At 38.4% G+C, this 23679-nt stretch carries 22 protein-coding genes; 13 read left to right on the top strand and 9 right to left on the bottom strand.

Annotated features, from left to right (window positions below; genetic code table 11):
* The first annotated feature begins 66 nt into the window (after positions 1 to 66).
* Together N0B29_RS07640 and purL are read left to right on the top strand one after the other, a co-directional pair.
* Positions 67 to 1953, top strand: a complete 1887-nt coding sequence (locus N0B29_RS07640; protein WP_263833109.1) for a putative bifunctional diguanylate cyclase/phosphodiesterase — start codon at positions 67 to 69, stop codon at positions 1951 to 1953.
* A gap of 61 nt (positions 1954 to 2014) precedes the next feature.
* Positions 2015 to 4216, top strand: a complete 2202-nt coding sequence (gene purL, locus N0B29_RS07635) for a phosphoribosylformylglycinamidine synthase subunit PurL (RefSeq protein ID WP_263833108.1) — start codon at positions 2015 to 2017, stop codon at positions 4214 to 4216.
* A 92-nt stretch (positions 4217 to 4308) separates the two neighbouring features.
* Here purL and N0B29_RS07630 read toward each other — a convergent pair whose 3' ends face one another.
* From N0B29_RS07630 to N0B29_RS07615, 4 genes are read right to left on the bottom strand one after another with little or no spacing between them, the layout of a single operon-like run.
* Complete coding sequence (locus N0B29_RS07630) at positions 4309 to 5064, bottom strand: hypothetical protein (protein ID WP_263833107.1); 756 nt, start codon at positions 5062 to 5064, stop codon at positions 4309 to 4311.
* A complete protein-coding gene (locus N0B29_RS07625) occupies positions 5061 to 5681 on the bottom strand; it encodes a hypothetical protein (RefSeq protein ID WP_263833106.1) in 621 nt (206 codons plus the stop codon). The genes N0B29_RS07630 and N0B29_RS07625 overlap by 4 nt, the downstream gene beginning before the upstream one ends.
* A gap of 42 nt (positions 5682 to 5723) precedes the next feature.
* A complete protein-coding gene (locus N0B29_RS07620) occupies positions 5724 to 6605 on the bottom strand; it encodes a metallophosphoesterase family protein (protein WP_263833105.1) in 882 nt (293 codons plus the stop codon).
* Positions 6599 to 7735 carry a MalY/PatB family protein gene (locus tag N0B29_RS07615; RefSeq protein WP_263833104.1) on the bottom strand — a complete coding sequence of 379 codons (1137 nt, stop codon included), beginning with the start codon at positions 7733 to 7735 and terminating at the stop codon, positions 6599 to 6601. The genes N0B29_RS07620 and N0B29_RS07615 overlap by 7 nt, the downstream gene beginning before the upstream one ends.
* Before the next feature lie 76 nt (positions 7736 to 7811).
* Between N0B29_RS07615 and N0B29_RS07610 the strand changes: the two genes are divergently transcribed.
* Together N0B29_RS07610 and N0B29_RS07605 are read left to right on the top strand one after the other, a co-directional pair.
* Positions 7812 to 8564 (top strand): TerB family tellurite resistance protein, encoded by a 753-nt coding sequence (locus tag N0B29_RS07610; RefSeq protein ID WP_263833103.1) that lies wholly within the window; start codon positions 7812 to 7814, stop codon positions 8562 to 8564.
* On the top strand, positions 8565 to 9053 hold the full coding sequence (locus tag N0B29_RS07605) for an acyl-CoA thioesterase (RefSeq protein ID WP_263833102.1): 489 nt from the start codon (positions 8565 to 8567) through the stop codon (positions 9051 to 9053).
* A 6-nt stretch (positions 9054 to 9059) separates the two neighbouring features.
* On the opposite strand, the gene N0B29_RS07600 is transcribed toward N0B29_RS07605, so the two are convergent.
* Entirely contained in the window at positions 9060 to 9686 is a 627-nt protein-coding gene (locus N0B29_RS07600) for a DsbA family protein (protein WP_263833101.1), read from the bottom strand.
* Positions 9687 to 9689: 3 nt separating this feature from the next.
* Positions 9690 to 10124: a disulfide oxidoreductase gene (locus N0B29_RS07595; protein WP_263833100.1), complete on the bottom strand. Its 435-nt coding sequence runs from the start codon at positions 10122 to 10124 to the stop codon at positions 9690 to 9692.
* A 104-nt stretch (positions 10125 to 10228) separates the two neighbouring features.
* Here N0B29_RS07595 and purH point away from each other — a divergent pair, with 104 nt between their 5' ends.
* The 6 genes from purH (at position 10229) to N0B29_RS07565 (ending at position 15815) form a co-directional block, all read left to right on the top strand.
* A complete protein-coding gene (gene purH / locus N0B29_RS07590) occupies positions 10229 to 11761 on the top strand; it encodes a bifunctional phosphoribosylaminoimidazolecarboxamide formyltransferase/IMP cyclohydrolase (protein WP_263833099.1) in 1533 nt (510 codons plus the stop codon).
* Between the two features lie 141 nt (positions 11762 to 11902).
* The gene (locus N0B29_RS07585; RefSeq protein ID WP_263833098.1) at positions 11903 to 12259 is read left to right on the top strand and encodes a hypothetical protein; all 357 of its coding nucleotides are present in this window, start codon (positions 11903 to 11905) and stop codon (positions 12257 to 12259) included.
* A gap of 4 nt (positions 12260 to 12263) precedes the next feature.
* Positions 12264 to 13526, top strand: coding sequence for a hypothetical protein (locus N0B29_RS07580; RefSeq protein WP_263833097.1), 1263 nt, complete (start codon positions 12264 to 12266; stop codon positions 13524 to 13526).
* A 3-nt stretch (positions 13527 to 13529) separates the two neighbouring features.
* Entirely contained in the window at positions 13530 to 13829 is a 300-nt protein-coding gene (locus N0B29_RS07575) for a metal-sulfur cluster assembly factor (RefSeq protein ID WP_263833096.1), read from the top strand.
* A gap of 88 nt (positions 13830 to 13917) precedes the next feature.
* Positions 13918 to 14241, top strand: a complete 324-nt coding sequence (locus N0B29_RS07570) for a hypothetical protein (protein WP_263833095.1) — start codon at positions 13918 to 13920, stop codon at positions 14239 to 14241.
* Positions 14226 to 15815, top strand: a complete 1590-nt coding sequence (locus N0B29_RS07565; RefSeq protein ID WP_263833094.1) for a methyl-accepting chemotaxis protein — start codon at positions 14226 to 14228, stop codon at positions 15813 to 15815. Before N0B29_RS07570 ends, N0B29_RS07565 begins: the two co-directional genes overlap by 16 nt.
* Before the next feature lie 143 nt (positions 15816 to 15958).
* On the opposite strand, the gene N0B29_RS07560 is transcribed toward N0B29_RS07565, so the two are convergent.
* Positions 15959 to 17914: an ABC-F family ATP-binding cassette domain-containing protein gene (locus N0B29_RS07560; protein WP_263833093.1), complete on the bottom strand. Its 1956-nt coding sequence runs from the start codon at positions 17912 to 17914 to the stop codon at positions 15959 to 15961.
* A gap of 271 nt (positions 17915 to 18185) precedes the next feature.
* Positions 18186 to 19796 (bottom strand): methyl-accepting chemotaxis protein, encoded by a 1611-nt coding sequence (locus tag N0B29_RS07555; protein WP_263833092.1) that lies wholly within the window; start codon positions 19794 to 19796, stop codon positions 18186 to 18188.
* A 192-nt stretch (positions 19797 to 19988) separates the two neighbouring features.
* Here N0B29_RS07555 and N0B29_RS07550 point away from each other — a divergent pair, with 192 nt between their 5' ends.
* Genes N0B29_RS07550 through N0B29_RS07540 form a run of 3 tightly spaced genes read left to right on the top strand, consistent with a single transcriptional unit; the run spans position 19989 to position 22490 of the window.
* Positions 19989 to 21212 (top strand): M48 family metallopeptidase, encoded by a 1224-nt coding sequence (locus N0B29_RS07550; RefSeq protein ID WP_263833091.1) that lies wholly within the window; start codon positions 19989 to 19991, stop codon positions 21210 to 21212.
* The gene (prmC, locus tag N0B29_RS07545; protein WP_263833090.1) at positions 21202 to 22023 is read left to right on the top strand and encodes a peptide chain release factor N(5)-glutamine methyltransferase; all 822 of its coding nucleotides are present in this window, start codon (positions 21202 to 21204) and stop codon (positions 22021 to 22023) included. Before N0B29_RS07550 ends, prmC begins: the two co-directional genes overlap by 11 nt.
* Positions 22020 to 22490: a DUF4149 domain-containing protein gene (locus N0B29_RS07540; protein WP_263833089.1), complete on the top strand. Its 471-nt coding sequence runs from the start codon at positions 22020 to 22022 to the stop codon at positions 22488 to 22490. Before prmC ends, N0B29_RS07540 begins: the two co-directional genes overlap by 4 nt.
* A 56-nt stretch (positions 22491 to 22546) precedes the next feature.
* Here the strand turns inward: N0B29_RS07540 and ftsZ are convergent, their stop codons facing one another.
* Complete coding sequence (gene ftsZ / locus N0B29_RS07535; RefSeq protein ID WP_263833088.1) at positions 22547 to 23665, bottom strand: cell division protein FtsZ; 1119 nt, start codon at positions 23663 to 23665, stop codon at positions 22547 to 22549.
* Between the last annotated feature and the right edge of the window lie 14 nt (positions 23666 to 23679).

Genomic DNA, 23679 nt, shown 5'->3' with positions numbered 1-23679 from the left:
CTATAAATGTCTTGAACTATACAGTATAATAAACTCAATAGAAAAGTGTAATGAAGAGGTGATCCAATGCGTGCTAGTATGAATCCTTTACGTATTGTTCTAATCTACGCTATTTTTGCTGCTTTGTGGATCTATTTTTCAGATCGTGCAGTAGGGTATTTTGCCGATAATATTCCTTTGTTCACAACGCTTTCAACCTATAAAGGTTTCTTTTTTATCCTTATAACGTCATTACTTCTTTTTGGGCTTATAAAAGCAAAAATTCTTCAGATAGAAGCAATGCAGAAGAAGATTACTGAACATAAACAGCGGTTAGAACACGTGATACAAGGTGCCAATTTGGGTTATTGGGATTGGGATTATGTACATCATACCCACATTGTCAACGACACTTGGCTCTCTTTTTTAGGTTTGAAACGTAGTGATATTGATGAAAAAGATACGGATTGGTCAGAGCGTATTCATCCTGATGATCAACTTATTGCAAAAAAAGCGATTGAAAATACCATTAGCAATAATAAACCTTATGTTATAGAATTTCGGATGCGTCATCGCGATGGTCACTGGGTTTGGATAGAAGGTTCAGGTGCCGTTGTAGAACGCGATGATATGGGTGCTGCTTTAAGGCTTGCTGGAACACATCGTGATATTAGTGATCGTAAAAATTCACAAAAAGAGATGCTTTTTTTAGCACTGAATGATCCTTTAACCAAACTTCCAAATCGTGCTTATTTAAAGCAAGAGCTTGAAAAGCGTTTGTTAGAAGAGCAAGCATTAGCCTTCATATTTTTGGATTTGGATCGTTTTAAAACCATCAATGATATGTATGGACATACATTGGGCGATAAAGTCATTCAAGCAGTGGCAGAGCGCTTTAAGTCACGTTTGAGAGAAACTGATTTTCTCGCACGCGTAGGCGGAGATGAGTTTGTTATTCTTACCAATGGACATTTACATGTAGAAGCATTGTGTGAAAAACTCGTAGAAAGTTTGGATATACCTATTGCCGTCGCAAAAGAACATTTTAAATTGAGTGTGAGCATGGGTGTAGCGTGTTGCCCCCAAGATGGCAAGAGTTTTGAATCTCTTTTTAAAAATGCTGATACTGCGATGTACGAAGCTAAAAAAATTAGCAGTAAAAAGTGTTATGCTTTTTATACATTCTCTATGACAGAACGTCTTTTAAATATTTCTAAGTTAGATAATGATCTGAAAGATGCGATTGAAAACGATGAGTTTGTCATTCATTTTCAACCTCAAATCAATCTTCAAACAAGCAAATTAATTGGACTCGAAGCACTAGTGAGGTGGCAACATCCTACGAATGGGTTTATGATGCCCAATAATTTTATTGCGAGAGCAGAAGAGACGAGGCTGATTATTCCTCTTGGATTGTTGATTTTTAGAAAAGCATTAGAGCAAATTAAAGTGTGGCATAAACAAAACTTTTTTGAAGGTATTGTTGCAATCAATATCTCTAGTATCCAGATCGAAGAGGAAGACTTTGTTGAAAAAATTGAAGCAATTCGTGAAAATATAGGGGTAAGCGCTTTAACGATAGAATTTGAAGTGACAGAAAGTTGTTTTATGAACAATCCTGACCAATTTGCTAAAACATTGAAAAAATTGAAAAATTTGGGCTACAAAATATCCATTGATGATTTTGGAACAGGATATTCTTCTTTGAGCTATCTTAAACAGTTGCCACTGCATAAACTTAAAATTGATCGCTCCTTCATTAAAGATTTGCCATACGATAAGGATGATCAAGCCATTTCAAAAGCAATCATTGCGCTAGGAAAAACACTCGAACTTGAAGTATTGGCCGAAGGTGTTGAAACGGAAGAACAAAAAGCATTCCTTATTGAAAATGGTTGTGACAGCATGCAAGGTTATCTTTTTGCAAAGCCTATGAGTGCAGAAGCTTTGGAGGTAACTTTTCGTCAAAACTAACTTTTAGCTCCCTTTGTGTAAAATAAGCCTATTTTAATTACATCACATAGGGCAACAATCCATGGAAAATTTAGACGCAGTGTTAAAAAAACATAAGTTAACCAAAGACGAATATGAAAATATTTTGAACATTTTAGGACGAGAGCCTAATATGCTAGAGATCGGTATCTTCTCATCCATGTGGAGTGAGCACTGCTCTTACAAATCCAGTAAAAAATATCTGAATGGTTTTCCAACGAAGGCTCCTTGGGTTATTCAAGGACCAGGTGAAAATGCAGGTGTTATCGATGTAGGCGATGGCATGGCAGCGGTCTTTAAAATGGAATCACACAATCACCCAAGTTTTATCGAGCCTTATCAAGGTGCGGCAACGGGTGTTGGCGGCATTTTAAGAGACGTCTTTACGATGGGCGCTCGTCCTGTAGCCAACATGAACTCTCTTCGTTTTGGTAATGTCACAAATAATGATGACACATCCCATCACCAACGCTATTTGGTACGTGGTGTTGTTGCGGGTATCGGAGGATACGGTAACTGTATGGGGGTTCCTACCATCGGTGGTGAGACCTTCTTTGATGAGAGCTATAATGGCAATATCTTGGTTAACGCATTTACACTCGGTCTTGCAAAAAGTGATGAAATTTTCTATGGACGTGCAGAAGGTATCGGTAATCCTGTTGTCTACGTTGGCTCAAAAACGGGTCGTGATGGACTTGGTGGTGCGGTTATGGCAAGTGATAGCTTCACCGAAGCCAACAAAAGCCTACGCCCAACCGTACAAGTAGGTGACCCATTTGCAGAAAAACTTCTTTTGGAAGCATGTTTAGAACTCTTTAAAACAGACTACATCGTGGGTATCCAAGATATGGGAGCTGCTGGCTTGACTTCTAGCTCATTTGAGATGGCAGGACGTAGTGGTAGTGGTATGATCATGCACTTAGATAAAGTCCCTGCACGTGAAGAGGGAATGCAACCATTTGAATTTATGCTCTCAGAATCGCAAGAGCGTATGCTCATCTGTGCGAAAAAAGGGTATGAAGATAAAGTCGTCGAAATCTTTAGAAAATGGGATCTCAATGCTGAAATCATCGGTGAAGTAACCGCAACAGGTAATATGGAACTCTTCTGGCATGGTGAGAGAGTGGCGGATATGCCAGTACAACCTGTGAGCGAACAAGCGCCTATTTATGATAGACCAACTAAAGAGCCAGCTTATTTGGCTTCTATAAAAAACACAACGATCAATGATTTTGCAAAAGTAGAGAACCAAAAAGCATTTGACACCCTTTTAAATTCCGTCGAAGTCAGCGATAAATCATGGATTTTTGACCAATACGACTCAACCGTACAAACCAATACAATCAAAGCACCAGGAAGCCTTGATGCAAGTGTGATTCGCATCAAAGAAAATGGCAAAGCACTCTCTATGAGCAGTGACTGTAACCCACGTTATAACTACATTGACCCAAAAATGGGTGCTGCAGCTGCAGTGGCTGAGAGTGGTAGAAACGTTGCGATGAGTGGCGCACGACCTTTGGCGATTACAGACTGTCTAAATTACGGCAATCCTGAAAACCCTGAAGTCATGTGGCAATTTGCTGAGGGCTGTTATGGCATCAAAGAGGCATGTGCAAAACTAAATACACCTGTCGTCAGCGGTAACGTATCGCTTTACAATGAAACCAATGGTATTGGTGTTTTCCCAACCCCTGCAATCGTTATGGTGGGTTTGAATGATGATGCGAACAAAACGCTTCCATCAAGCTTCCAAAAAGAGGGCGCTTCGATTTATCTTATCGGTGAAACCAAAAGTGACTTTGGTGGTAGCTTGTATATGAAAGAGCTTTATGGCAAAGTTGAGGGAACACTTGCAGAGCTTGATTATGACAAAGAGCTAAAACTATGGGAATTGGTCATCGAAGCCAATAAAAAAGGCTATTTAAACGCAGCCAAAGATGTCAATGTGGGTGGTATCGCTATTGCTCTGGCTAAAATGGTCGCTAAAAGTGGAAAAGGTCTTACATGTAAGGTTACATGTAACGATGCAAAAGATATTTTCGCTGAGAGCTTCTCTCGCGCTATCGTTGAAGTAAACGACGAAGCGGGCTTTGAATCAATGGTGAAAGCTATTGGAATTACGGCTGTTAAAATTGGAACCGTAGGTGGAAGTAACTTTATATGTAACGATATTTCAAAATCAGTTGAAGCAATCAAAGAGCGTTATTTTAACCGCTTCCAAGAAGTTATTGAGCAAGACATCTAAAACTCTAAGAGGTGCGAAAGCACCTCTTATTTCTTTTAAATTATTTTAACTTTCTAACTATCTTTAGTTTCTACTTGTCTTATATGTAAAACCTAAAATGTTCCGTACGCCACAAAAAAGGCGATATTCATACATTGCGGTTGTGCTGCACCTTTTTGGGATGGGCAACGCTTCATATAGGTATTAATGACTTTGCCATCTTTGTTGGTGAGCATTGGATAATTAAAATTCATATAATCCAAGATATTTTTGCCATTGGAGTGGTGAATAAACTCAACCGTTCCATCTGGCTCAACTTTAGTGACAATGCCTACGTGTGTAATGTTTTCAGCCACTTGAACGGCAGGTTTTTTAACAGGCGTTTTTCCTTTGCCCTTTGTTTTTACGGCAGGTTTTCGCTCGGTATTTTCAAAAAAGACAAGATCGCCAATATTGGGCAATGTTGTCTCAAAAGCATTACCTTTTTTAGACATGAGATTGAACATTGCACGCGATTTTCTTGCATTGTCAAAACTTTGACTTAACTCTTTTTCTTGGTAAAAGGGTGCTCCTGTTTTGTAATTGATAAGACTTACAAAGCCTGAACAGTCGCCTCCATCGCGTTTCCCTAAATACATCAATGCGTTGTGTACAATAGCCTCACGTCTGGAGAGTTCAGGCATGGGGCGCAAGTCAAAGCTTTCATGCTCTTGTCTTAGAAAAAAGTCGTTGGAAGGTTTTTCTCCAAGGTACATTTTCTGCTCAGTTTGAGTGTTTTCTGCCATAGGTGCCGCAGGTGTTTCTACTATTGTTGGCGCACATCCAGTGAATAAAAGAGCCACAATACTGTAAGCAAACCATTTTTTCATTTTATTTTCCCATAAGCACTAAAATAAGCAGGAGCTAAACACTGATGTCCCTCATTTTTGGTGCATTTTTCCATATAAGAGTTGACCAATTTATTGTCATACATCGCAACGGTTGGATAGTTAAGATTCATTTGGCTAATCAAATTTTTTCCTTTGGTATGGTGAATAAAATAGACCGTTTCATCAGGATCAATTTTAGTAATGATACCAATATGTGTGATATTGACATCGCTTTTAGATTTAGCGTATTTTTTAACGGTATTGGCAAAAAAGATAAGATCGCCAACACGAGGTTTTTCTTGGTAGATACGATTTTGGTCTTCTAAAAGATTGTAGATGGCTAAAGAGCGTCTTGTGTCTTCAAAATAGCCATTGAGCTCTACAGGTGTAAAAAAAGGCTCTGTGCTTTCTTTGTTGACCAGTGTAACAAATCCAGAACAATCTCCACCATCGACTTTGCCTTGATGCTTGAGCGCATTTTTTATGATTTCTTGGCGTTTCGGGGTATCATCTTTAATTTGTTCAGGTACTGCAGGGGCGTTTTGAGTAAACTCTTTTTGGGCGCAACCACTGAGTAAAAACAAGCAGGCGCAAAGTGCAAATAGATAGTGTTTCATTCAAATCCTCATCAAAAAGTGCCGTATATTAGCCATTTTTTCCTAAAATTTTGGTATAAAAATGGTACGTTCTAGCGCGTTTAACCATTTTTTTTCAGTGTGATCGTACGTTTTAATCGTAACATTATTGTCATATAAAAACAAAGAGTTTGTCCAAATATTTTCTTTATTCATATCAGCATTGTGGATGTTGGTGACATGTTCAACGCGATTGATAGCAGAAGCATAACTAGGCTCTTTGGCTGATGTGTGTGTATGCCCACTGACCCATAAAAAAAGCTGGGGATTGTTTAAGATGAGCTGATGCAATTTCTCTTTGGGTTGAGCGATAAAATTGGGTGTATTTGCCCAATGGTTGTAATTGTCTAATGTATGATCGAGTGGGGCGTGAAAAAAGACGATGGTTGGTGTTTTAGAGTGCGTTTGAAGCTCATGTTCAAACCACCTAAACTGCTCATCGGAAAGCTTGGTTAAGTACTGTGGGTCATCTGCTGAGAGGAAAATAAGCAAATAGGGAGCTTTCTCAACGCTATAATAAAGCTTTGAAAGTCCAAATATGGCTTGAAAACGCTTCAGTTTTTCATCTTGAATCTCTTTTGATGCGTGTTGAAATTTGCCATTGCCGTCTAGTTCATCGGTGTAGATAAAGTCATGGTTGCCCGTAATGGCATAAAGAGGTTTGGTGAGTTTGGCAAAATAAGCTTTGACAAAGGCGTACTCTTCTTGCGTACCAGCCCTTGAGCAAAGATCGCCTACTGCTACGACCATGCTGACATCATTCCATTGATTGATATGCTCAATGACTTGCTCTTTCATAGGCATATTTTTACCCGGTAAATGAGGATCTCCTAAAACGACAATATGACTAACTGGCGTTGCGTAAAGGCAGAGTGAAAAAACAAGCGAGAAAAAGAGTTTTAGCATAGGCTATCCATCGCCTTTTGCATACGCTTTAAAATCTCTTCTAAAACACTTTTTTGTGTTCCAAAATTGAGGCGTATAAAATTTTTGTCGCCAAAAGGTTCGCCATCGCTCAGTCCAACGCCAAAGTTCAAAAAGAACTCATACGGACTCTTTACATGTAAGGCTGTTGCGTCGATCCACGCGAGAAAGGTTGCCTCTTGATCTAAAAGCTTTAGCTTTGGATTTTTGCTGACAAAGTCTTGCACCATTTTAAGATTTTCAGCCAAATAGGTACGAAGTTCACCAAGCCACGCATCGCCTTCTAGGTATGCCGCTTTAAGTGCTGTAATGCCCAAAAGATTGATGCCTCCGACCATACTTCCCATTGTCTTTTGAAAGTTTTTGCGAAGCGTGCTACTCGGAATAATGGCAAATGAGGCTTGAAGTCCTGCAATGTTAAACGTTTTACTCGGTGCCATTAAGGTAATGCTTTTTTGCGCTAGCGCCTCGTTTAGTGAAGCGATAGGAATGTGTTTAGTCTTTGAATTCAAAAGCAGATCGGCATGGATTTCATCGGAGCAGATGGTAAGATCGTGTTTTAAACAAAAAGCGCCCAGTTGTTCTAACTCTTTACATGTAAAAACAGTTCCTGCGGGATTGTAAGGGTTGCAGAGCATAAAGAGCTTACATGTAGGCTTAATGGCTCTCTCCATCGCTTCAAAATCCAGCACCCAGCGATTGTTCTCTTCTTTCATCGCAATGGCTAGAACTTCTTTGTTTGCATGTTTGGGGGCTTTGATGAAGTGTGGATAAATCGGTGTTGTGGTCATAACAGTTTCAGTTTCCACAGCCATGCAGGCAATATTCATACTACTGACAACACCGTGTGTAAAGAGAATCCACTCTTTTTTAATCTCCCAGTTATAGTGGCGTTTGAGAAATGCAATAATCGCATCGTAAGTTTCATCATCGATGGCGGTATACCCAAAAACACCCTCATGCACTCTCTTTTGAAGGGCATCTATCACACATGGAGGTGATTTAAAATCCATATCGGCAACCCATGCGGGGATGACATCCGTCCCTTTGTACTTGTCCCATTTTTCGCTAGGCGTCTTGGTTCTATCGACGATCTCATCAAAATTAAACATCAAAATTGTCCTTTTTTTTAGTGTAATGATTGTAACATATTTTGATAAATCAAGTTTTACATGTAAAGGTGAAAAAATGACCTACGTCATTATTGCAGTCGTTCTCGTTGTATTTTATTTACTGACAAAAAACTACCAAACAGAGGCATACCAGCACATTAATATGGATGTCAAGCAAACGTTAAGAGGTGATTTGAGCGAGCATGAGGCGGGGCTTTTAGTCGCGCTTATGGCAAAAGTGGCTAAAGCAGATGGTCGTGTGAGCGAACTAGAAGCTGAACTTTTAAGCTTAACGTTGACGGACATTTCACGTGTGTTTGAAAACAGTGAAAGTGTACGCGAGGGGCTTAAAGACATTTATCAAAAAGAGATGCAAAGTTTTGACAATACACTGATTATCTCTCAAAAATACCTTAGATTGACTCAAAATGAGTATGCCAAACGTCTCAAAGTGATGGAATATCTACTCAATCTAGCTTTTATAGATAATGAATTCTCGCAAGCTGAATTTATGATCACCGAAGATATTGCCAATGCGTTAGAGATCAAACGGGCTGATTTTGAAAGACTTATCGCTTCATTTGAGCAATTTTATGCCAATAAAGCCTCAAAAGCGCAGATGGGAATAAAAAATGCCTATGCAGTTTTAGGAGCAGATCCGAGCGAAGATATGGAGAGTATAAAAAAGAAATATCGCGCTTTAGTCAAAGAGTATCATCCTGACATTTTAATGGGGCAGGGAAAAGATCAAAGCATTATTGATGCCGCGACGACGAAGCTTCAAGAGATTAATGAAGCGTATGAGATGATAAAAAAGGAAAAAAATTAGATGCTATCCACGCCTTTTGAGCGACACACATTAAGTATGTCTGTTTTAATGACACCCGATAAAGCCAATTTTTCTGGCAATGTTCATGGAGGAGATCTTTTAAAACTTCTCGATCAAGTAGCGTATGCGTGTGCATCACGCTATTGTGGTGGTTATGTTGTGACGATGTCCGTTGATCAAGTCATCTTTAAACAGTCAATCCCTGTTGGAACGCTGGTGACGTTTTTAGCGAGTGTTAATTATACGGGCAAAACATCGATGGAAGTTGGTATTAAAGTTATTGCAGAAAATATTCAAAAAGGGATAGCAACCCATACGAACAGCTGTTTTTTTACGATGGTTGCCGTTGATGACAAAGGAAGGCCCACACCTGTGCCAACCTTTGTACCAGAGAGCGATGTGGAAAAGAGGCGTTGCCATGACGCTCAAAGACGTCGTGACATTAGACTTCATGGTTACAATGAAATCATGCCTCCAAAACAGGGGTAATCGCTCTTAAAGCTCGGATTCAATGAGTGCTTGAAGCTCTTTGTATCCAAACTTTGTGAGTGGCTTTCCATTGACAAAAAACTCTGGTGTTGCATTGACACCAAGTGTTTTCGTATCGGCGATGTCTTGTTTGATGAGCGCATCGATCTCAGGTTTTTTCATATCGTCTTTTAATTTATCGATGTCAATTCCCACCTCAGGTAAAAATCCCCAAATGAGCCCAATATTGGGCGTGCCGTGGCTTGCCCATTTATCTTGGTATTTGTAAATGACTTCAATGGCTTCAAGATATTTGCCTTGTAATCGTGCCGCTTCAATCATTTGTACAACATAGTATGAATCGGTATGAAAGGGTGCATAACGTAAAACAAGCTTTAGTTTGTCAGGATTTTGTTTGAGAATATTTTTGACAAAGGGGTAAAAACTTTTACATGTACCGCAAGCAGGATCAAAAAATTCTACAATGGTTGTTTTAGCATTAGGATTTCCTAGAACATAAGCGTGTGGGCGCATTAGCGCAGTTGTCTTTTCTCCAGTAACGCTATGGTCAGCATTTTTATAAAGATAACTTCCTCCGACAAAGAGAAGAACAAGTGTAAAGAGTGAAGCAATAATAAGTGTCTGTTTTTTCATGAGTTAAGAAGCCTTTCGTTTTAAAAAGATGAGTAGGGTGAAAACTGTGACAAAAGAAACAAGCGAGAGCAATTGAATGGTGATAAACCCAAACCAGTTAATATAATCACTCGTACAAGAAACACCTTGTGAGCATGGCGCTGCGGCTTCAGGCAAAATGCCATAGTAGAGCAAATTTTGATAAATGGCAAAGAAAAGCCCTAAGAGAACAAGTGGCATAGCGTATTTAAAAACATTTTTATCGTTACTTAAAAGTGCGACGAGAAAAATAATAGCTAAAGGGTACATACAAATGCGTTGATACCAACACATAACACAGGGCGGGAAAAGCATGACTTCACTGAAAAATAGGCTTCCAAGTGTTGCGATCATGGCCGTCAACCAACAGAGAAAAAGAAGTGTCCATGTGAGGTTTGACGTGTTTTGTGATGGGGTCATTTATTGCTCCGGAAAATTTGCGTATTGTATTTAATCGTTACTAAAACCAACGTATTGTAAAATAAATAAATAAACAAATCTTTAACATGTCAAAAAGGAAGTGCGTGAGAGCGTTAATTAGTGTCAGTGATAAAACGGGAATCGTGGAGTTTGCCAAGGATTTGGCGGCATTGGGCTTTGAAATTATTTCAACGGGTGGAACCTATAAACTTTTAAAAGAAGAGGGTGTGAAAGCACTTGAAATCAGTGAAGTGACTAAATTTCCTGAGATGTTTGACGGACGTGTGAAAACACTCAACCCTATGATTCACGGAGGCATTTTGCATCGTAGAGACTTGCCTGCACATGTTGAAGTGGCAAAAGAGCATGGTATTGAGGGAATTGATTTGGTCTGTGTCAATCTTTATCCGTTTAAAGAGACGATTGCAAAGACAGATGACTTTGATGACATTATCGAAAATATTGACATCGGTGGTCCTGCGATGGTAAGAAGTGCTGCAAAAAACTTTGCAGATGTTATGATCGTTACGGATGTTTTAGATTATGATAGAGTCATCGAGGCACTCAAATCTGGATCAAACAGTTTAGAATTTAGAAGAGACTTGATGATTAAGGCGTTCGAGCACACCGGTGCTTATGACAGCATGATCGCCAATTACATGAACAAACGCTTCAACGGCGGTTTTGGTGAAAAACAATTTATCGTTGGAACCAAAGCGTTCGATACTCGCTATGGTGAAAACCCACACCAAAAAGGTGCATTGTACGAGTTTGACTACTTCTTTACGAACAACTTTAAAACACTCAAAGGCGAAGCTAGTTTTAACAATATGACAGACATTAACGGGGCTGTTAAAATTGCCGCTTCCTTTGGTGACGCTCCAGCGGTGTGTATCATCAAACATGCCAATCCTTGTGGCTTTGCTATTGGTGGCGATCTGTTAAACAGTTATATCAAAGCACTTAAATGTGACCCTGTTTCAGCGTACGGTGGTGTTGTGGCGATCAATGGAACTTTGAATAAAGCACTTGCAGAGAAAATCAATGAGATTTTTGTGGAAGTCATCATCGCTGCCAATGTGGATGAAGATGCGTTACATGTTTTTGATGCTAAAAAACGTATCAAAATCTTTACGCAAGAGAGCAAATACCTTGTTCTGAGCGAAGACGCGTATGACTTTAAGCACGTTGATGGTGGGTTTGTGTTCCAAGAGAGCGACATGGTAAATGATGATGAGATCAAAAATGCAAAATGTTTGACTCGTAGAACAGCTTCTAAACAAGAGCTAAGTGATCTTGAAATTGCCTATAAAGTGGCAAGTTTAACAAAATCAAACTGTGTTGTTTATGTTAAAGATAGCGCTATGGTGGCCATTGGTATGGGTATGACCAGTCGTGTTGATGCCGCTAAAGCAGCACTTAGAAAAGCAGAAGATATGGGCATTGATGTAAGTGGTGCCGCCCTTGCGAGTGAAGCATTCTTCCCATTCCGCGATAGCATTGATGCTGCAGCAGCAGCTGGGGTTAAAGCGATCATTGAACCAGGTGGAAGTATTCGAGATGACGAAGTTGTAGCCGCAGCCAATGAACATGGTATGGCACTCTACTTTACAGGTGTTAGACACTTTTTACACTAAAATCTTCCATGAGAGCCTTTTTTAGGGCTCTCATCTTCAATTTTTTTAATTAAGACAATATTTCTCTTTTTCTTGATGTAGATTAAGGAAATAATCTTTTCTTTGCATTATAGTTTCATTAAAATTCATAAGGATGAAACGATGATGACTCCAGACAATTATCCACAAGAAGCAAAACTTTTACATGTAGAAAATGCAACCGTTCCTTTTTTCTCTTACATAAGAGATGGTATAGAATATATTAGCTTTGATACCTCTTTGTGCGCACCGCCAGAGCCAATGGTCAATGCGATGATCGCACTTGAGCTTTTAGATAATGCTCATAAAAAAGTGGTGATGATTAACCATCGTTCACCTATTGGGTTGCTTGCTAAAGTGCAATCTTTTTACGACATTGATGTTACCGAACTTGAAGGTGGAAAACTCCAACTTATCTTTTCCTACAAAGAGGGAATGAGTGATAAAGTTGATTTAAGCCAAAAACATTGCGCTGGTTGATGAGATGAAAGTCTCACTTGCCACAGAGATGGCACCACCTTTTGTGTTGGTAGCGCATTTTTTTATTGCAGGGATACTCTTTTTGAGCCTTAGCGGTGTCGCACTTTTGTTTATGAATTCTGATATTTCAGGTTATATTATTTCCTCATCATTAGCCGCATTTTCGCATCTGTATTTACTTGGTTTTGTGATGATGATCATTTTTGGGGCAATGTACCAGCTTTTACCGGTTGTTCTTGAAGCACCTATTTTTTCTAAAGATTTTGCCTATATTCAGTTTTACATGTACATTGTTGGTTTTTCATTGATGGTGAGTGGATTTACCTTTGCAGAGCTTCATTTGCTTATTCCTTATGGTGCGGTAATCACTTATCTTTCGATGCTCATTTTTTGTTTCAATGTCTTTTTGACATTTTATCGTTTAGAAACTATTACACTTGTAAGCAAATTTTTACTTATCGGTACGATTTTTTTGTTTATTTCCGTGAGCTTAGGGCTACTTATAGGTCTTAGTTTAGGACATGGTCTTTTAGTGATTGATATTGATGCATGGGTTAAAGCGCACATTATAGGTACACTTGGTGGTTTTGTAATGATGATCGTGATGGGTGTTTCAATGGTGCTGATTCCTATGTTTTCACTCTCTCATGGATTTGAAGAGAAGTGGATTCATGCAGCATTGTACTTACATAGCATTGGAGTAGCGTTGGGTATGATTGCTCTAATTGCTCCATTTCCTTTTTTTATACAAGCTATTGCTTTTGGGCTAATCGCATCAGGAATTTTGTGTTTTATTGTGCAAATGGCAATTATTTTTAAACAAAGAGTACGCAAGCAAAATGATTATTGGGTTAAAAATGTTGTTTTTGCTCTTCTTTGTTTAGTTGGTTCTGTTCTTTGTTACGCTTCTTACTTTACTTTTGGTAACAGTGCAATAGGAATACTTGCAGGAGTACTTTTCTTTTTTGGCTTTTTGTTGTCATTTATTATTGGTCATATTTATAAAATTTTACCTTTTTTAATTTGGTATGAGAAATTTTCACCCTTGGTTGGAAAACAGAAGGTGCCACTCTTACATCAGATGATTCATACGAAAGTAGCCAATACCCAAACATGGATGCTTTTTGTCTCAGTCATAATGCTTAGTGGCGGTGTTTTAATGCAGTTAGAAAAACTTTTTTTGTTAGGAAGTGTGTTGCTCCTAACTTCATTAATCTTAGTAGCATTTAATGCTGCACATGCGTTTAATTATAATATTAAGGAGTAATCAATGATCGTTACAGAAGAAGATGTTTATAATGCTATTTCAACCGTGATTGACCCAGAAGTAGGGTTTGATATCGTTTCATTAGGACTTATTTATGGCGTTAAAATTGAAGCGAATAATGTCTATGTTACGATGACACTTTCAACAAAAGGATGCCCATTGCATGAACTCATTCAACAATGGACTAAGGATGCTGTTTTAAAAATTGATGGTATAGAAACATGTGAAATAGAAATTGTTTGGGAACCTGCTTGGAATATCACTATGGCAAGTGAACGTGTCAAAAAGGAACTGTGTGGCTAATTAGTGTCATTTTTATAATATATTAATTTCTAAAATAAACAAATATATACTATAATGAAAGTTGATTTTTTGTTTTTGTGGAGGCGTAATGGATTTAGTAATTAAAGTGCATCGTGAGCATGTAGATATTCTTATTGCAGGCACGATTAAGACGATTGCAAATGCACAGGCGATTAAAGAGGCTATCCGAAAGACTCACGAGCAACACACCGATGCTATCATCAATCTCATGATTAAAGACTCTTTTATCATTACTTCTTCCGTCATTGGTTTTTTAATTAAATCAATTAAAATGGATAAAATGACATTACATGTAAACGTAGGAAGCGAAGAGCTTTATGCGATGTTAGATGACATGAACTTAGTTGAGATCATGAATGTCAGAAAGGCGTATACATGCGACAAGGCATAGGTTTAAAAATAGGGTTAACGCTTATCCCTCTGTTACTCGGTAGTTTTATTATCTTACAGTTTTTTATTGTAGGTGAGTTTAAAAAGTCTTCTCAAATTCAGAGTGAGAATAATCTCAATTTGTTGAGTCAATCTGTTTTTCAAACCGTGCGCGCCGCAATGAATTTGGGCGATCGTGCTTTGATTGAAAAGTCATTGCAAGATGCAGGTGAGATGAAAGGGATTAAAGAGCTTAAAATTCATCAATCTCAAGTGGTTATTGATACGTTTGGTATTAGCGCCAAACCATCAACAGATGTAGCCGTTATGGATATTTTTAAAAATCCAGTACAACATAGTGTTACCCTTGATGATGATAAAGGTCACCGTTTAAGACTTTTGAAACCTTTAGTAGCAGAGCAGGACTGTTTAGCATGTCATGCGACTTCTCAAAAAGGCGATGTTTTAGGTGTTATGGATATGACGTTTTCGTTTGCTGACATAGATTCGTATATTGGGGCTGTAAGCTGGAAGCTTATCACTATTTTTGCGGTCTCATTAATGGTCACCTCTGTACTTATTATGTTAGTACTTAAACGGGTTGTGGGTAATCCATTGGAAATTCTACTTGAGAGAATTAAAGATCTTTCGAGTGGTAATGGAGATTTGACAGCGCGTGTGCATATTAAAAGCCAAGATGAAATGGGTGATATTGCAAAATATATCAATATATTTATTGAAAAAATTCAGTCGATTATTTTAAGTTCACAAAAAATTTCACAAGGTGTTGAGCATACGGGCGAAACACTTAATGCGAATGCCGTTGAGTTTTCCAAAGGTGTTGTAGATCAAGCCCATCAAATCAAGATGTCCTTTGATCTTATGAAAGATATTGAAGCTGATTTGGATCTCTCCGAAGAGCTTGCCATTCACACAGTAGAAGACAATAGCGCATCATTTAGCGTGTTGGAAAAAATGAGTATAGCCCTTAATGATGTGGTTCAGAAGATCAATGATGCGAGTGAACAAGAGCAAGATATGGCGCATCAAATTCAAAATGTTGTTTCACAAACTGACCAGATCAAAGGTGTGTTGGCAATGATTAAAGATATTGCTGATCAAACCAATCTTCTAGCTCTTAATGCAGCGATTGAAGCGGCTCGTGCAGGTGAACATGGTCGTGGGTTTGCGGTTGTGGCTGACGAGGTAAGAAAGCTAGCAGAGCGTACACAAAAATCACTTGCTGAGATTGATGCAACGATTAGTGTCATTGTTCAAGGTGTGACGCAACTAAGCGCAAATATGGAAGTCAATGCTGAAAATATCAGTCATATTTCTCAAAATGCATTTGATGTTCAAAATGCTACTGAAGAGACCAAAGATCGTACTCAAGAGTCAATTGATGTGTCTAAGAAAGCATCGAAAAAGGTTGTTGAGATTTCCCACCTCACCAATCAGATGATGGAACAGATGAAACGAACACTAAGTTTATCTGATAACAATGAAAAAATTGCCGAAGAGCTTTCACGTATTTCACAAACGATGCTTGAGTCTTCTCAAAACCTAGATTCTACGCTTTCAACGTTTAAAGCTTAAATGCAAGGAGGCTTTTTAGCCTCTTTGACTCTACTATCATTAGAGTTCTTACAAAACTCTAAACACACCTTTAAAGCAAAGCTTTTAAGACTACGTTAACACTAGGTTCTCTTCGGCAGAGTGCCCACGCACCATCGGTGCTTTTACTTTTTACAAAGTTCTGCTTTTTCTTCTATTTCTAATAACTCTTCAATCATTGGCTCTAAGAGTGCCTCTTTTTCTTCTAACGTTTGACTAAGCTTACTAAGCCCAATTTTTTGGTAACACTCAGGATTTTCAAGGCATTTTTTCGTAGTAGCAATCTCATCTTCAAGCGCTTGAATTTGCAGTGGTAGCGTTTCAAGTAGGCGTTGTTCTTTGTAGCTCAGTTTGGTTGGAACACTCTCTTTTGCTTTTTGTGTTTTATTTTCGTCTTTACTAATCCAAGGAGCTTCTTGACTTGTCTCCATGGCATCGAGCTCTTTGATCTCTTTTTCAATCTCTAGGTATTCACTGTAACTTTGATAGCTCTCTTCAATAATCCCTTCGCCTTTAAAGACATAGAGTTTACTTGCAATTTTATCGACAAAGTAACGGTCATGGCTAACAAAAATAACAGCACCGCCGAAACTTTGGATGTACTCTTCTAATATATTGATGGTTGGAATATCAAGATCATTGGTTGGCTCGTCAAGGATGAGACAATCTACTTCTTGTGAAAAGAGCAGGGCTAAAGCCACACGATTTTTTTCACCACCACTGAGAATACCAATCTTTTTGTTCAGATCTTCTTTGGGAAAGAGAAAGTCTTTGAGGTAGCCAAAAACGTGTAAATTTTTGCCTTTGACATCGACACGGTCTCCACCATTGGGACAAAAAGTTTCTATTAGGTTTTTGTTGTCATCTAGCATCATACGTTGTTGATCAAAATAACCAATCTTAAACTCTCCTCGGTTAAAAGTACCACTATCAACGCTCAAATCACCCAGTAAAATTTTCAGTAAAGTCGATTTTCCCGCACCATTTTTACCTACAATAGCAATGCGATCTTTTTGTAAAATACGTGTACTAAAGTCTTTAATGAGGAGTTTATCGCCCAGTTTTTTATGAATATTATAGATTTCAAAGAGCATCTTTTGTTTATTGATGATTTTCTCACCATTGAAATTATGCTTTTCTCTCTCCAATTCAAGCTTTAGTTTTCGTACCAAAGAAGGATTCTTTTTAGCAGACTCTCGCAGTTCAAATACTCTTTGTTTACGCCCTTCATTGCGTTTGAGTCTTGCTTTTACACCACGTCTTAGCCACTCCTCTTCACCTTTGAGGTATTTGAGTAGATTCTCATGTTGCTTTTGCAAAGAAAGGATGAGTTGCTCTTTACATGTAAGATAATTTTCATAACCGCCTTCAAAGCTCCTCACTTTTCCATCATCGATTTCAATGGTACGCGTTGCTAAATGGTCGATAAAATAGCGATCATGCGAAATGAAGAGGAGGGTGAACCTAGACTTTAAAATCATCTGCTCTAAAAATTCAACCATATAGACATCTAAATGGTTGGTTGGCTCATCTAGAAGCAAAATATCAGGCTTTTGAAGAATAAGCCCTGCAAGTGTGACACGGCGTTGCTCACCACCACTTAAAAGGTTGACATCACTTTGCTCGAATTGTTTAAGATCAAATTCTTGCAAGACCTGCTCGATCTTTTCATCCAAACTCCACGCATCATGTAAGTCCAAAAAGGTAACCAGTTGACTTTGCTCTGCAAGTAGTACTTCATTATGATAATCATGCTCTAATGTTTTGATGACCTCCTCATAACGAAGTCTCGCCATTTTGAGTTCTTTCAACTCTTCTTCGATCGCTTCTTTAACATTCATTCCCTCTTTAAAACGAGGGGTTTGGTCTAACATGCCTACTTTAATATTTTTTTGAACGATTCGTCTGCCTTCATCAGCTTCCAAAATGCCAAAGACAATCTTCATAAGGGTTGATTTTCCACCACCATTCTTGCCAATGATTGCAACGCGTTCACCTTCGTGGAGTGAAAAATCAACGTCAGTTAAAATTTTTTGAGTTTCATAAGCTTTGTTGATGCCAATTAAATCTAAAAGTGCCAAATTAAGTACCTTATTTTATTAGACCTCTTTCCTAAGCCATTGAAAAAAGAGTATTGCCCATAGCACATCACTTTTCAAAACTAAAAATATCACCGTAGCTTTGGCTATGGCTCAATTTTTAGTTTTAAAAATTAACGCACTCTGAACAAACTCTTTATCTTTTCAAGGCTTATAAAAGAAGTCTCCATTATTTTGCGCGTATTATACCATTAAGATGAAAATGCGTAGTAGTTGGGTAAAGCCTGAACGCTTTACCCAGTAAAGAAGTAGATTATGAGCGGAACTGATTGAGCTTGTTGTTAAGATTTTCAGCTAAACGTGAGAGATGATCTGCTGCTGCTGCGATCTCTTCAACACTTCTTGCATTTTGGCTTGTTAGAGTATTGATGTTGGTAACCATATCAACGATTTTGTCAGTATCTTGTGAAATTTTTCGTGAGTTTTGAGCACTGGTTGTCACTGCTGCAACGCTCTCTTGCATGACCTGTGTTGTTCCTAGGATGGTTGTTTCCACACCACTTGAAACATCAGAAAGCCTTTGGATGTTTTTAGCATTTCTTCCCATCTGCTCTGACGAGTCAATAATGGATTGGACAATGACATTGATGGTTGCGTTGATTTCTGTTAATGAAGTTTGAGTTCTCTCAGCCAGTTTTCGTACTTCATCAGCAACAACCGCAAAACCTCGTCCGTGTTCACCTGCACGTGCCGCTTCAATGGCTGCATTAAGAGCTAGAAGGTTCGTTTGGTCAGCAATGTCGGAGATAACCGTTAAGATTTGTTTGACTTGTTCTGCATCATGGCTCATCTGCTCAAGTTTTTGGGCAAGAGCCGTTTCAGCTTGACTAGCCGATTCAACTTCATTGCGTAGCGTAATAATCTCATCTTTAGCATTATCAAGGCGATTACCAGCTGTAGAGATGCTTTGTTTCATACTTTCTGAGAGTGTTGCTGTTTCTTGAACAAAGGTTTTGATAGTGTTGATTTCATGGATAGTACTTTCGACGATAGCAGAACTTTGTTCTGCATTGCGTCCTATTTGCATGCTGGTAGTACTAAGTTCATGCGAAACGGAAGCATTCTCACTTGAAGAAGCTTTAGCATCGACAATGGTGCTTTCTAATGTAGTAACCAGTGAATTGAAACTATCCACCATCTCTTTGATTTCATTTTGTTTTTCATAGTTAATACGGAAATTAAGCTCTTTAGTGCGAACAAAATTGCCAATGCTATCACGTACAAGATGTACACCTTGCATGATGTTGTTGCGGATAAGTACGCTAATAAAGATAACACCAATAATGACACCCAATGATAAAAAGATCATCAATATATTTGCGCTTTTTTTAGTGTCTAAACCAATTTGAGCACCTTCGTGCGCGAGTTTTTCATTATAGTTCATGTGTTCGACAAAGACGTTTGTAAATTCTAATCCAATAGCTGTATTATTAAGTATAAAATCTCGTGATGCATCTTTTTGATTGGCTTTTGAGAGTTTGATTGCTTTGTCTAAAAAGGCATAATAAGCAGCTGCAACTTCACGATCCTTTGCTAGCAATGCTTTGTCTGTGTCATCAGAAATCATAGGTTCATATTTTTTAAAATTTTCATTAATATTAGCTTTTGTCTTTGCAATCGTTTCTTCAATTTTTTCCATTTGTGCCACATCTGTTTGAGCAAGATGTTGCCACATGTAAAGTCTCACTCTAAAGGCTTCTTGGATGGCTTGATTGAGAATTAAAACACTTGGCAGAGAATTATCGTTACCATAATTTGCTTTTTCATAGACTATATCCATCTTTGTTATTGCTATGCCGAAGATTAAAAAGATACCTATAATTGCGATAGCTAGCATAGTCATCAGTTGTTTTGAAATTGTCATTTTCTTCCTTTGTTAAAGAATTTCAATCGTAATAAAATGGTCATATATTTAGAGTAATATATGACCATTTTATTACTTTTTGGAATTATAACATTCCCCTGATACAAACGCGTTGTATGAAATTGATTTAGACAATATTGATGAAAAACTGGTATGATAACGTCTTTCAATTTGACAAAGGAATCGCACTTTATGTTGGAACTTATAACACTTTTTTATATCATCTATCTCTTAATCAAAATGTATGCGGCACTTATGGAACTAGGTTTCGTGCGTAAAGCACGCGAGTTTAAGGCAGTTATTCTCTCACCTTCAAATTATCTCAAGGCTGCTGCTTATAAGATAGCTTCACAAAGGCTCTCTTTAGTGACTTCTTTATTTGATTTTGTTCTCTTTTTCGGTTGGATAACCTTTGGGTTTGCAACGCTTGATTCGACATTACGTATTGAAAATGAAGTCCTTCGTTCTATTGTGTTTGTTATGAGCTTTATTTCGGTGAATTATCTGCTCACACTTCCTTTTGATCTTTATCAAACATTTGGACTTGATAAAAAATTTGGTTTTTCAACGATTGATGTCAAAACATTTGTTTTAGATCAGATCAAATCAGCTTTAATGTTTGTACTCTTTGGCGGTGCATTTTTTTGGGTCATGAGCACAATTATTATGGCGTATGAATATTGGTGGTTTTATGGGTTTTTATTTTCCTTTGTGGTTATTTTATTTATCAATATGATCTATCCGATTATTATCGTTCCACTATTCAATAAGCTTACGCCTCTTGAAGATGAAAACCTTAAAAGTTCTATTGAGGCGTTGTTGCAAAAAGCAGGGTTAAAAAGTAGTGGCGTTTTTAGCTTGGATGCTAGTAAACGTGACAATAGGCTCAATGCATACTTTGGAGGTTTGGGGCGTTCTAAACGTGTTGTATTGTTTGATACCTTAATTGCAAAACTGGAAAAGCATGAGCTTTTAGCTGTTCTAGGGCATGAATTGGGTCACTTTAAGCATAAAGATATTCTCAAAAACATTGCTTCAAGTGCTTTGATGCTTTTTCTCATGTTCGCACTCTTTGGAAACCTTCCGATAGAGCTTTTTGAATCTTTACATGTAAAGAAATCTGCAGGAAGTGTCATGGTGCTATTTTTACTGCTTTCGCCTCTTGTTTCGTTTGCTTTAATGCCACTTTTTGGACTTTTGAGTCGTTACAATGAGTATAGAGCGGATGAATATGGAAGTGCTTGCGAGAGCCAAGAAGCATTGTGTTCAGCGCTGGTGAAACTAGCAGATGAGAATAAAAGTTTTCCGCTTTCTCATCCTTTGAGCATTGCACTTTACTTTACGCATCCACCGCTTACTGAAAGACTTAAAAAATTGGGAATGCACTTTGATGAAGGAGAAGCTCTTGCGCATTAAAGAGCTTTTATCTAAAGGTGCAGAGCAATTGCGCGAAGTTACGGATATTCCTCAAAAAGAGGCGATGATTCTTTTGGGTGAAGTTTTGGGTAAAGAGATGAGTTGGATAGTGATGCATAACGATGATGAGATATGTGTGGATGAGAGGTTTACAAAGTTTTTAGAACGTCGTGCTGGACATGAGCCACTTGAATATATTTTAGGGCGAGCAAGTTTTTATGGTAAAGAGTTTGATGTCGATGCGCGCGTACTTATTCCTCGTCCTGAAACTGAAATACTTGTCGATAAGGCAGTGGAATTGGCTAAAGAACTCTCGCCCAATGCGCATATTGTTGAAATCGGTTGTGGCAGTGGCATTATCTCTATTATGCTGGCTCTTTTACTGCCTAAGGCTAGATTTACAGCGGTAGATATTTCGAGTGAGGCTTTACATGTAAGTAGGCATAACGCTAAGAAACACGGCGTTAGTGAACGTATTAGCTTTATTGAAGGAAGTTATTTAGATGGCGTGAGTGGAGAGATTGATATGATCGTTTCCAACCCTCCTTATATTGCAGATGCGGAACCTCTAGGAATCGGACTCTCTTATGAGCCCTCTTTAGCGCTTTATGGTGGGAGCAAGGGTGATGAGATGCTTTGTCATATTATCGACCTTTTTGTGCAAAAAGACGTTAAGGCATTAGCGTGTGAAATGGGATATGATCAGCGTGAGAGTATTGCTTTACATGTAAAGCAAAAAGGCTTAAACATAGCGTTTTACAAAGATCTAGCGGGGCTAGATCGTGGATTTTGGATTAAGGAGAAGAGATGAAAAGTATAATGGTGATTTATTTGGCGATGTTAGGCATTGCTATGGGTGTTGAAATTGCGGCAGGCGCATTTATTGCTCCTGTCATTTTTTTCCCACATAAATATCTAGGCGAGGGTGTTTTAACGCATTTTCAAAGTGGTATCTTAATGACACAAGTCTTTTTAAAGATGAATATTGTCATCGGTTTTGTGGCACTTTACAGTATTATTTATGAAGTACAAGTCTGGATGATGCGTAAAAACTATGATTTTTTATCTTTTTTATTGTCTTTCGTTATTGTCATAACAACAGGGCTGTTTTTGTTTTATTATACGCCATTTATTGTGCATGCGCAACAACTTGGAGCTATTGAAACAACAACAGAGGCATTTGCTACAATGCATAAGCAGAGTGAATGGGTTATGAAAGCTTTAATGGTAGCCCAATTTGGATTATTTGTAAGACGAAGTTGGTTAAGTCAAAAATAGAGGAAGAAGCCAGAAGCTTCCTCCTCTGCATAGAAGAGGGAGTGTAGAGGTGTTTATTAATCCATTTGGTGTCTAATATAAGTTGGGATGTCAAGATAGTCATCTTGTCCCTCATAGCCACCACTTACTTTTTTCATACGTAAAATACGCTCTTTTTTAATTGATTCTTGATTGCTATTAAGCATTTTGAGCTCTTTAGAAGCTTCGATTTTATTTTCAAATCCTGTTGCAACGATGGTGACACGTACAGAATTTTCTGCCATCTCTTCACTGGTTGTTGTACCAAAGATAACATCAGCATCTTCATCAGCGCAGTCAAGAATAAGTCCCATAGCGTTGCTGATTTCAGTAATAGGATAACTTGGTGGGATTTGGAAGTGAACCAAGACGCCAAGCGCACCATTGATAGACATATTATCAAGAAGCGGTGATTCAATAGCACTTTTGATCGCTTCAATTGCTGCATCTTCGCCTGTACTTTCGCCAATACCCATAAGTGCCATACCTCTATGACTCATAACGGTTTGTACGTCAGCAAAGTCAACGTTAATATCACTTTGTCCAGATGAAAGAACAACCAAACTCATACCACTAACAGCTCTGCTTAAAACGTCATCAACGATTTTAAAGCTGTCTTTGATGCCAAATTTAGCATCAACGATGGAGAGAAGCTTATCGTTAGGAATGATAACAATTGAATCACTCTCTTTGCGAAGCTCATTAATTCCCATCTCTGCAAGTTTAGCTCTTTTTTTACCTTCAAACATAAAAGGACGTGTTACAACAGCAACGGTTAAAGCGCCAACTTCTTTAGCGGCTTGTGCCACAACAGGTGCTGCTCCTGTTCCCGTGCCTCCACCAAAACCAGACGCGATAAAAACAATGTCCGCTTTTTCTAAAGAACTTTTAATCTCTTCGTAACTCTCAAGTGCTGATTCTTTACCAATGTCTGGGCGCATACCGGCTCCCAGTCCTTTTTTGCCCAGTTGGATTTTGGTCTTTGCCAAACAGTTTTCAAGGGCCTGAGCGTCTGTGTTTGCTGCGATGAGATCGATACCACAGATACCTTCTCGTACCATGTGGTTAATCATGTTACCACCGCCACCGCCAACACCGATAACTTTGATTTTAGCTCCATAAACACATTTTGATTCTTCTATGCTAAATCCGTTCATTCCTCGTACCCCTC

It is taken from the genome of Sulfurospirillum oryzae (genome assembly GCF_025770725.1).
Classification (GTDB): Bacteria; Campylobacterota; Campylobacteria; order Campylobacterales; family Sulfurospirillaceae; genus Sulfurospirillum; species Sulfurospirillum oryzae.
This window is presented reverse-complemented; position numbering and strand designations above follow the sequence as displayed.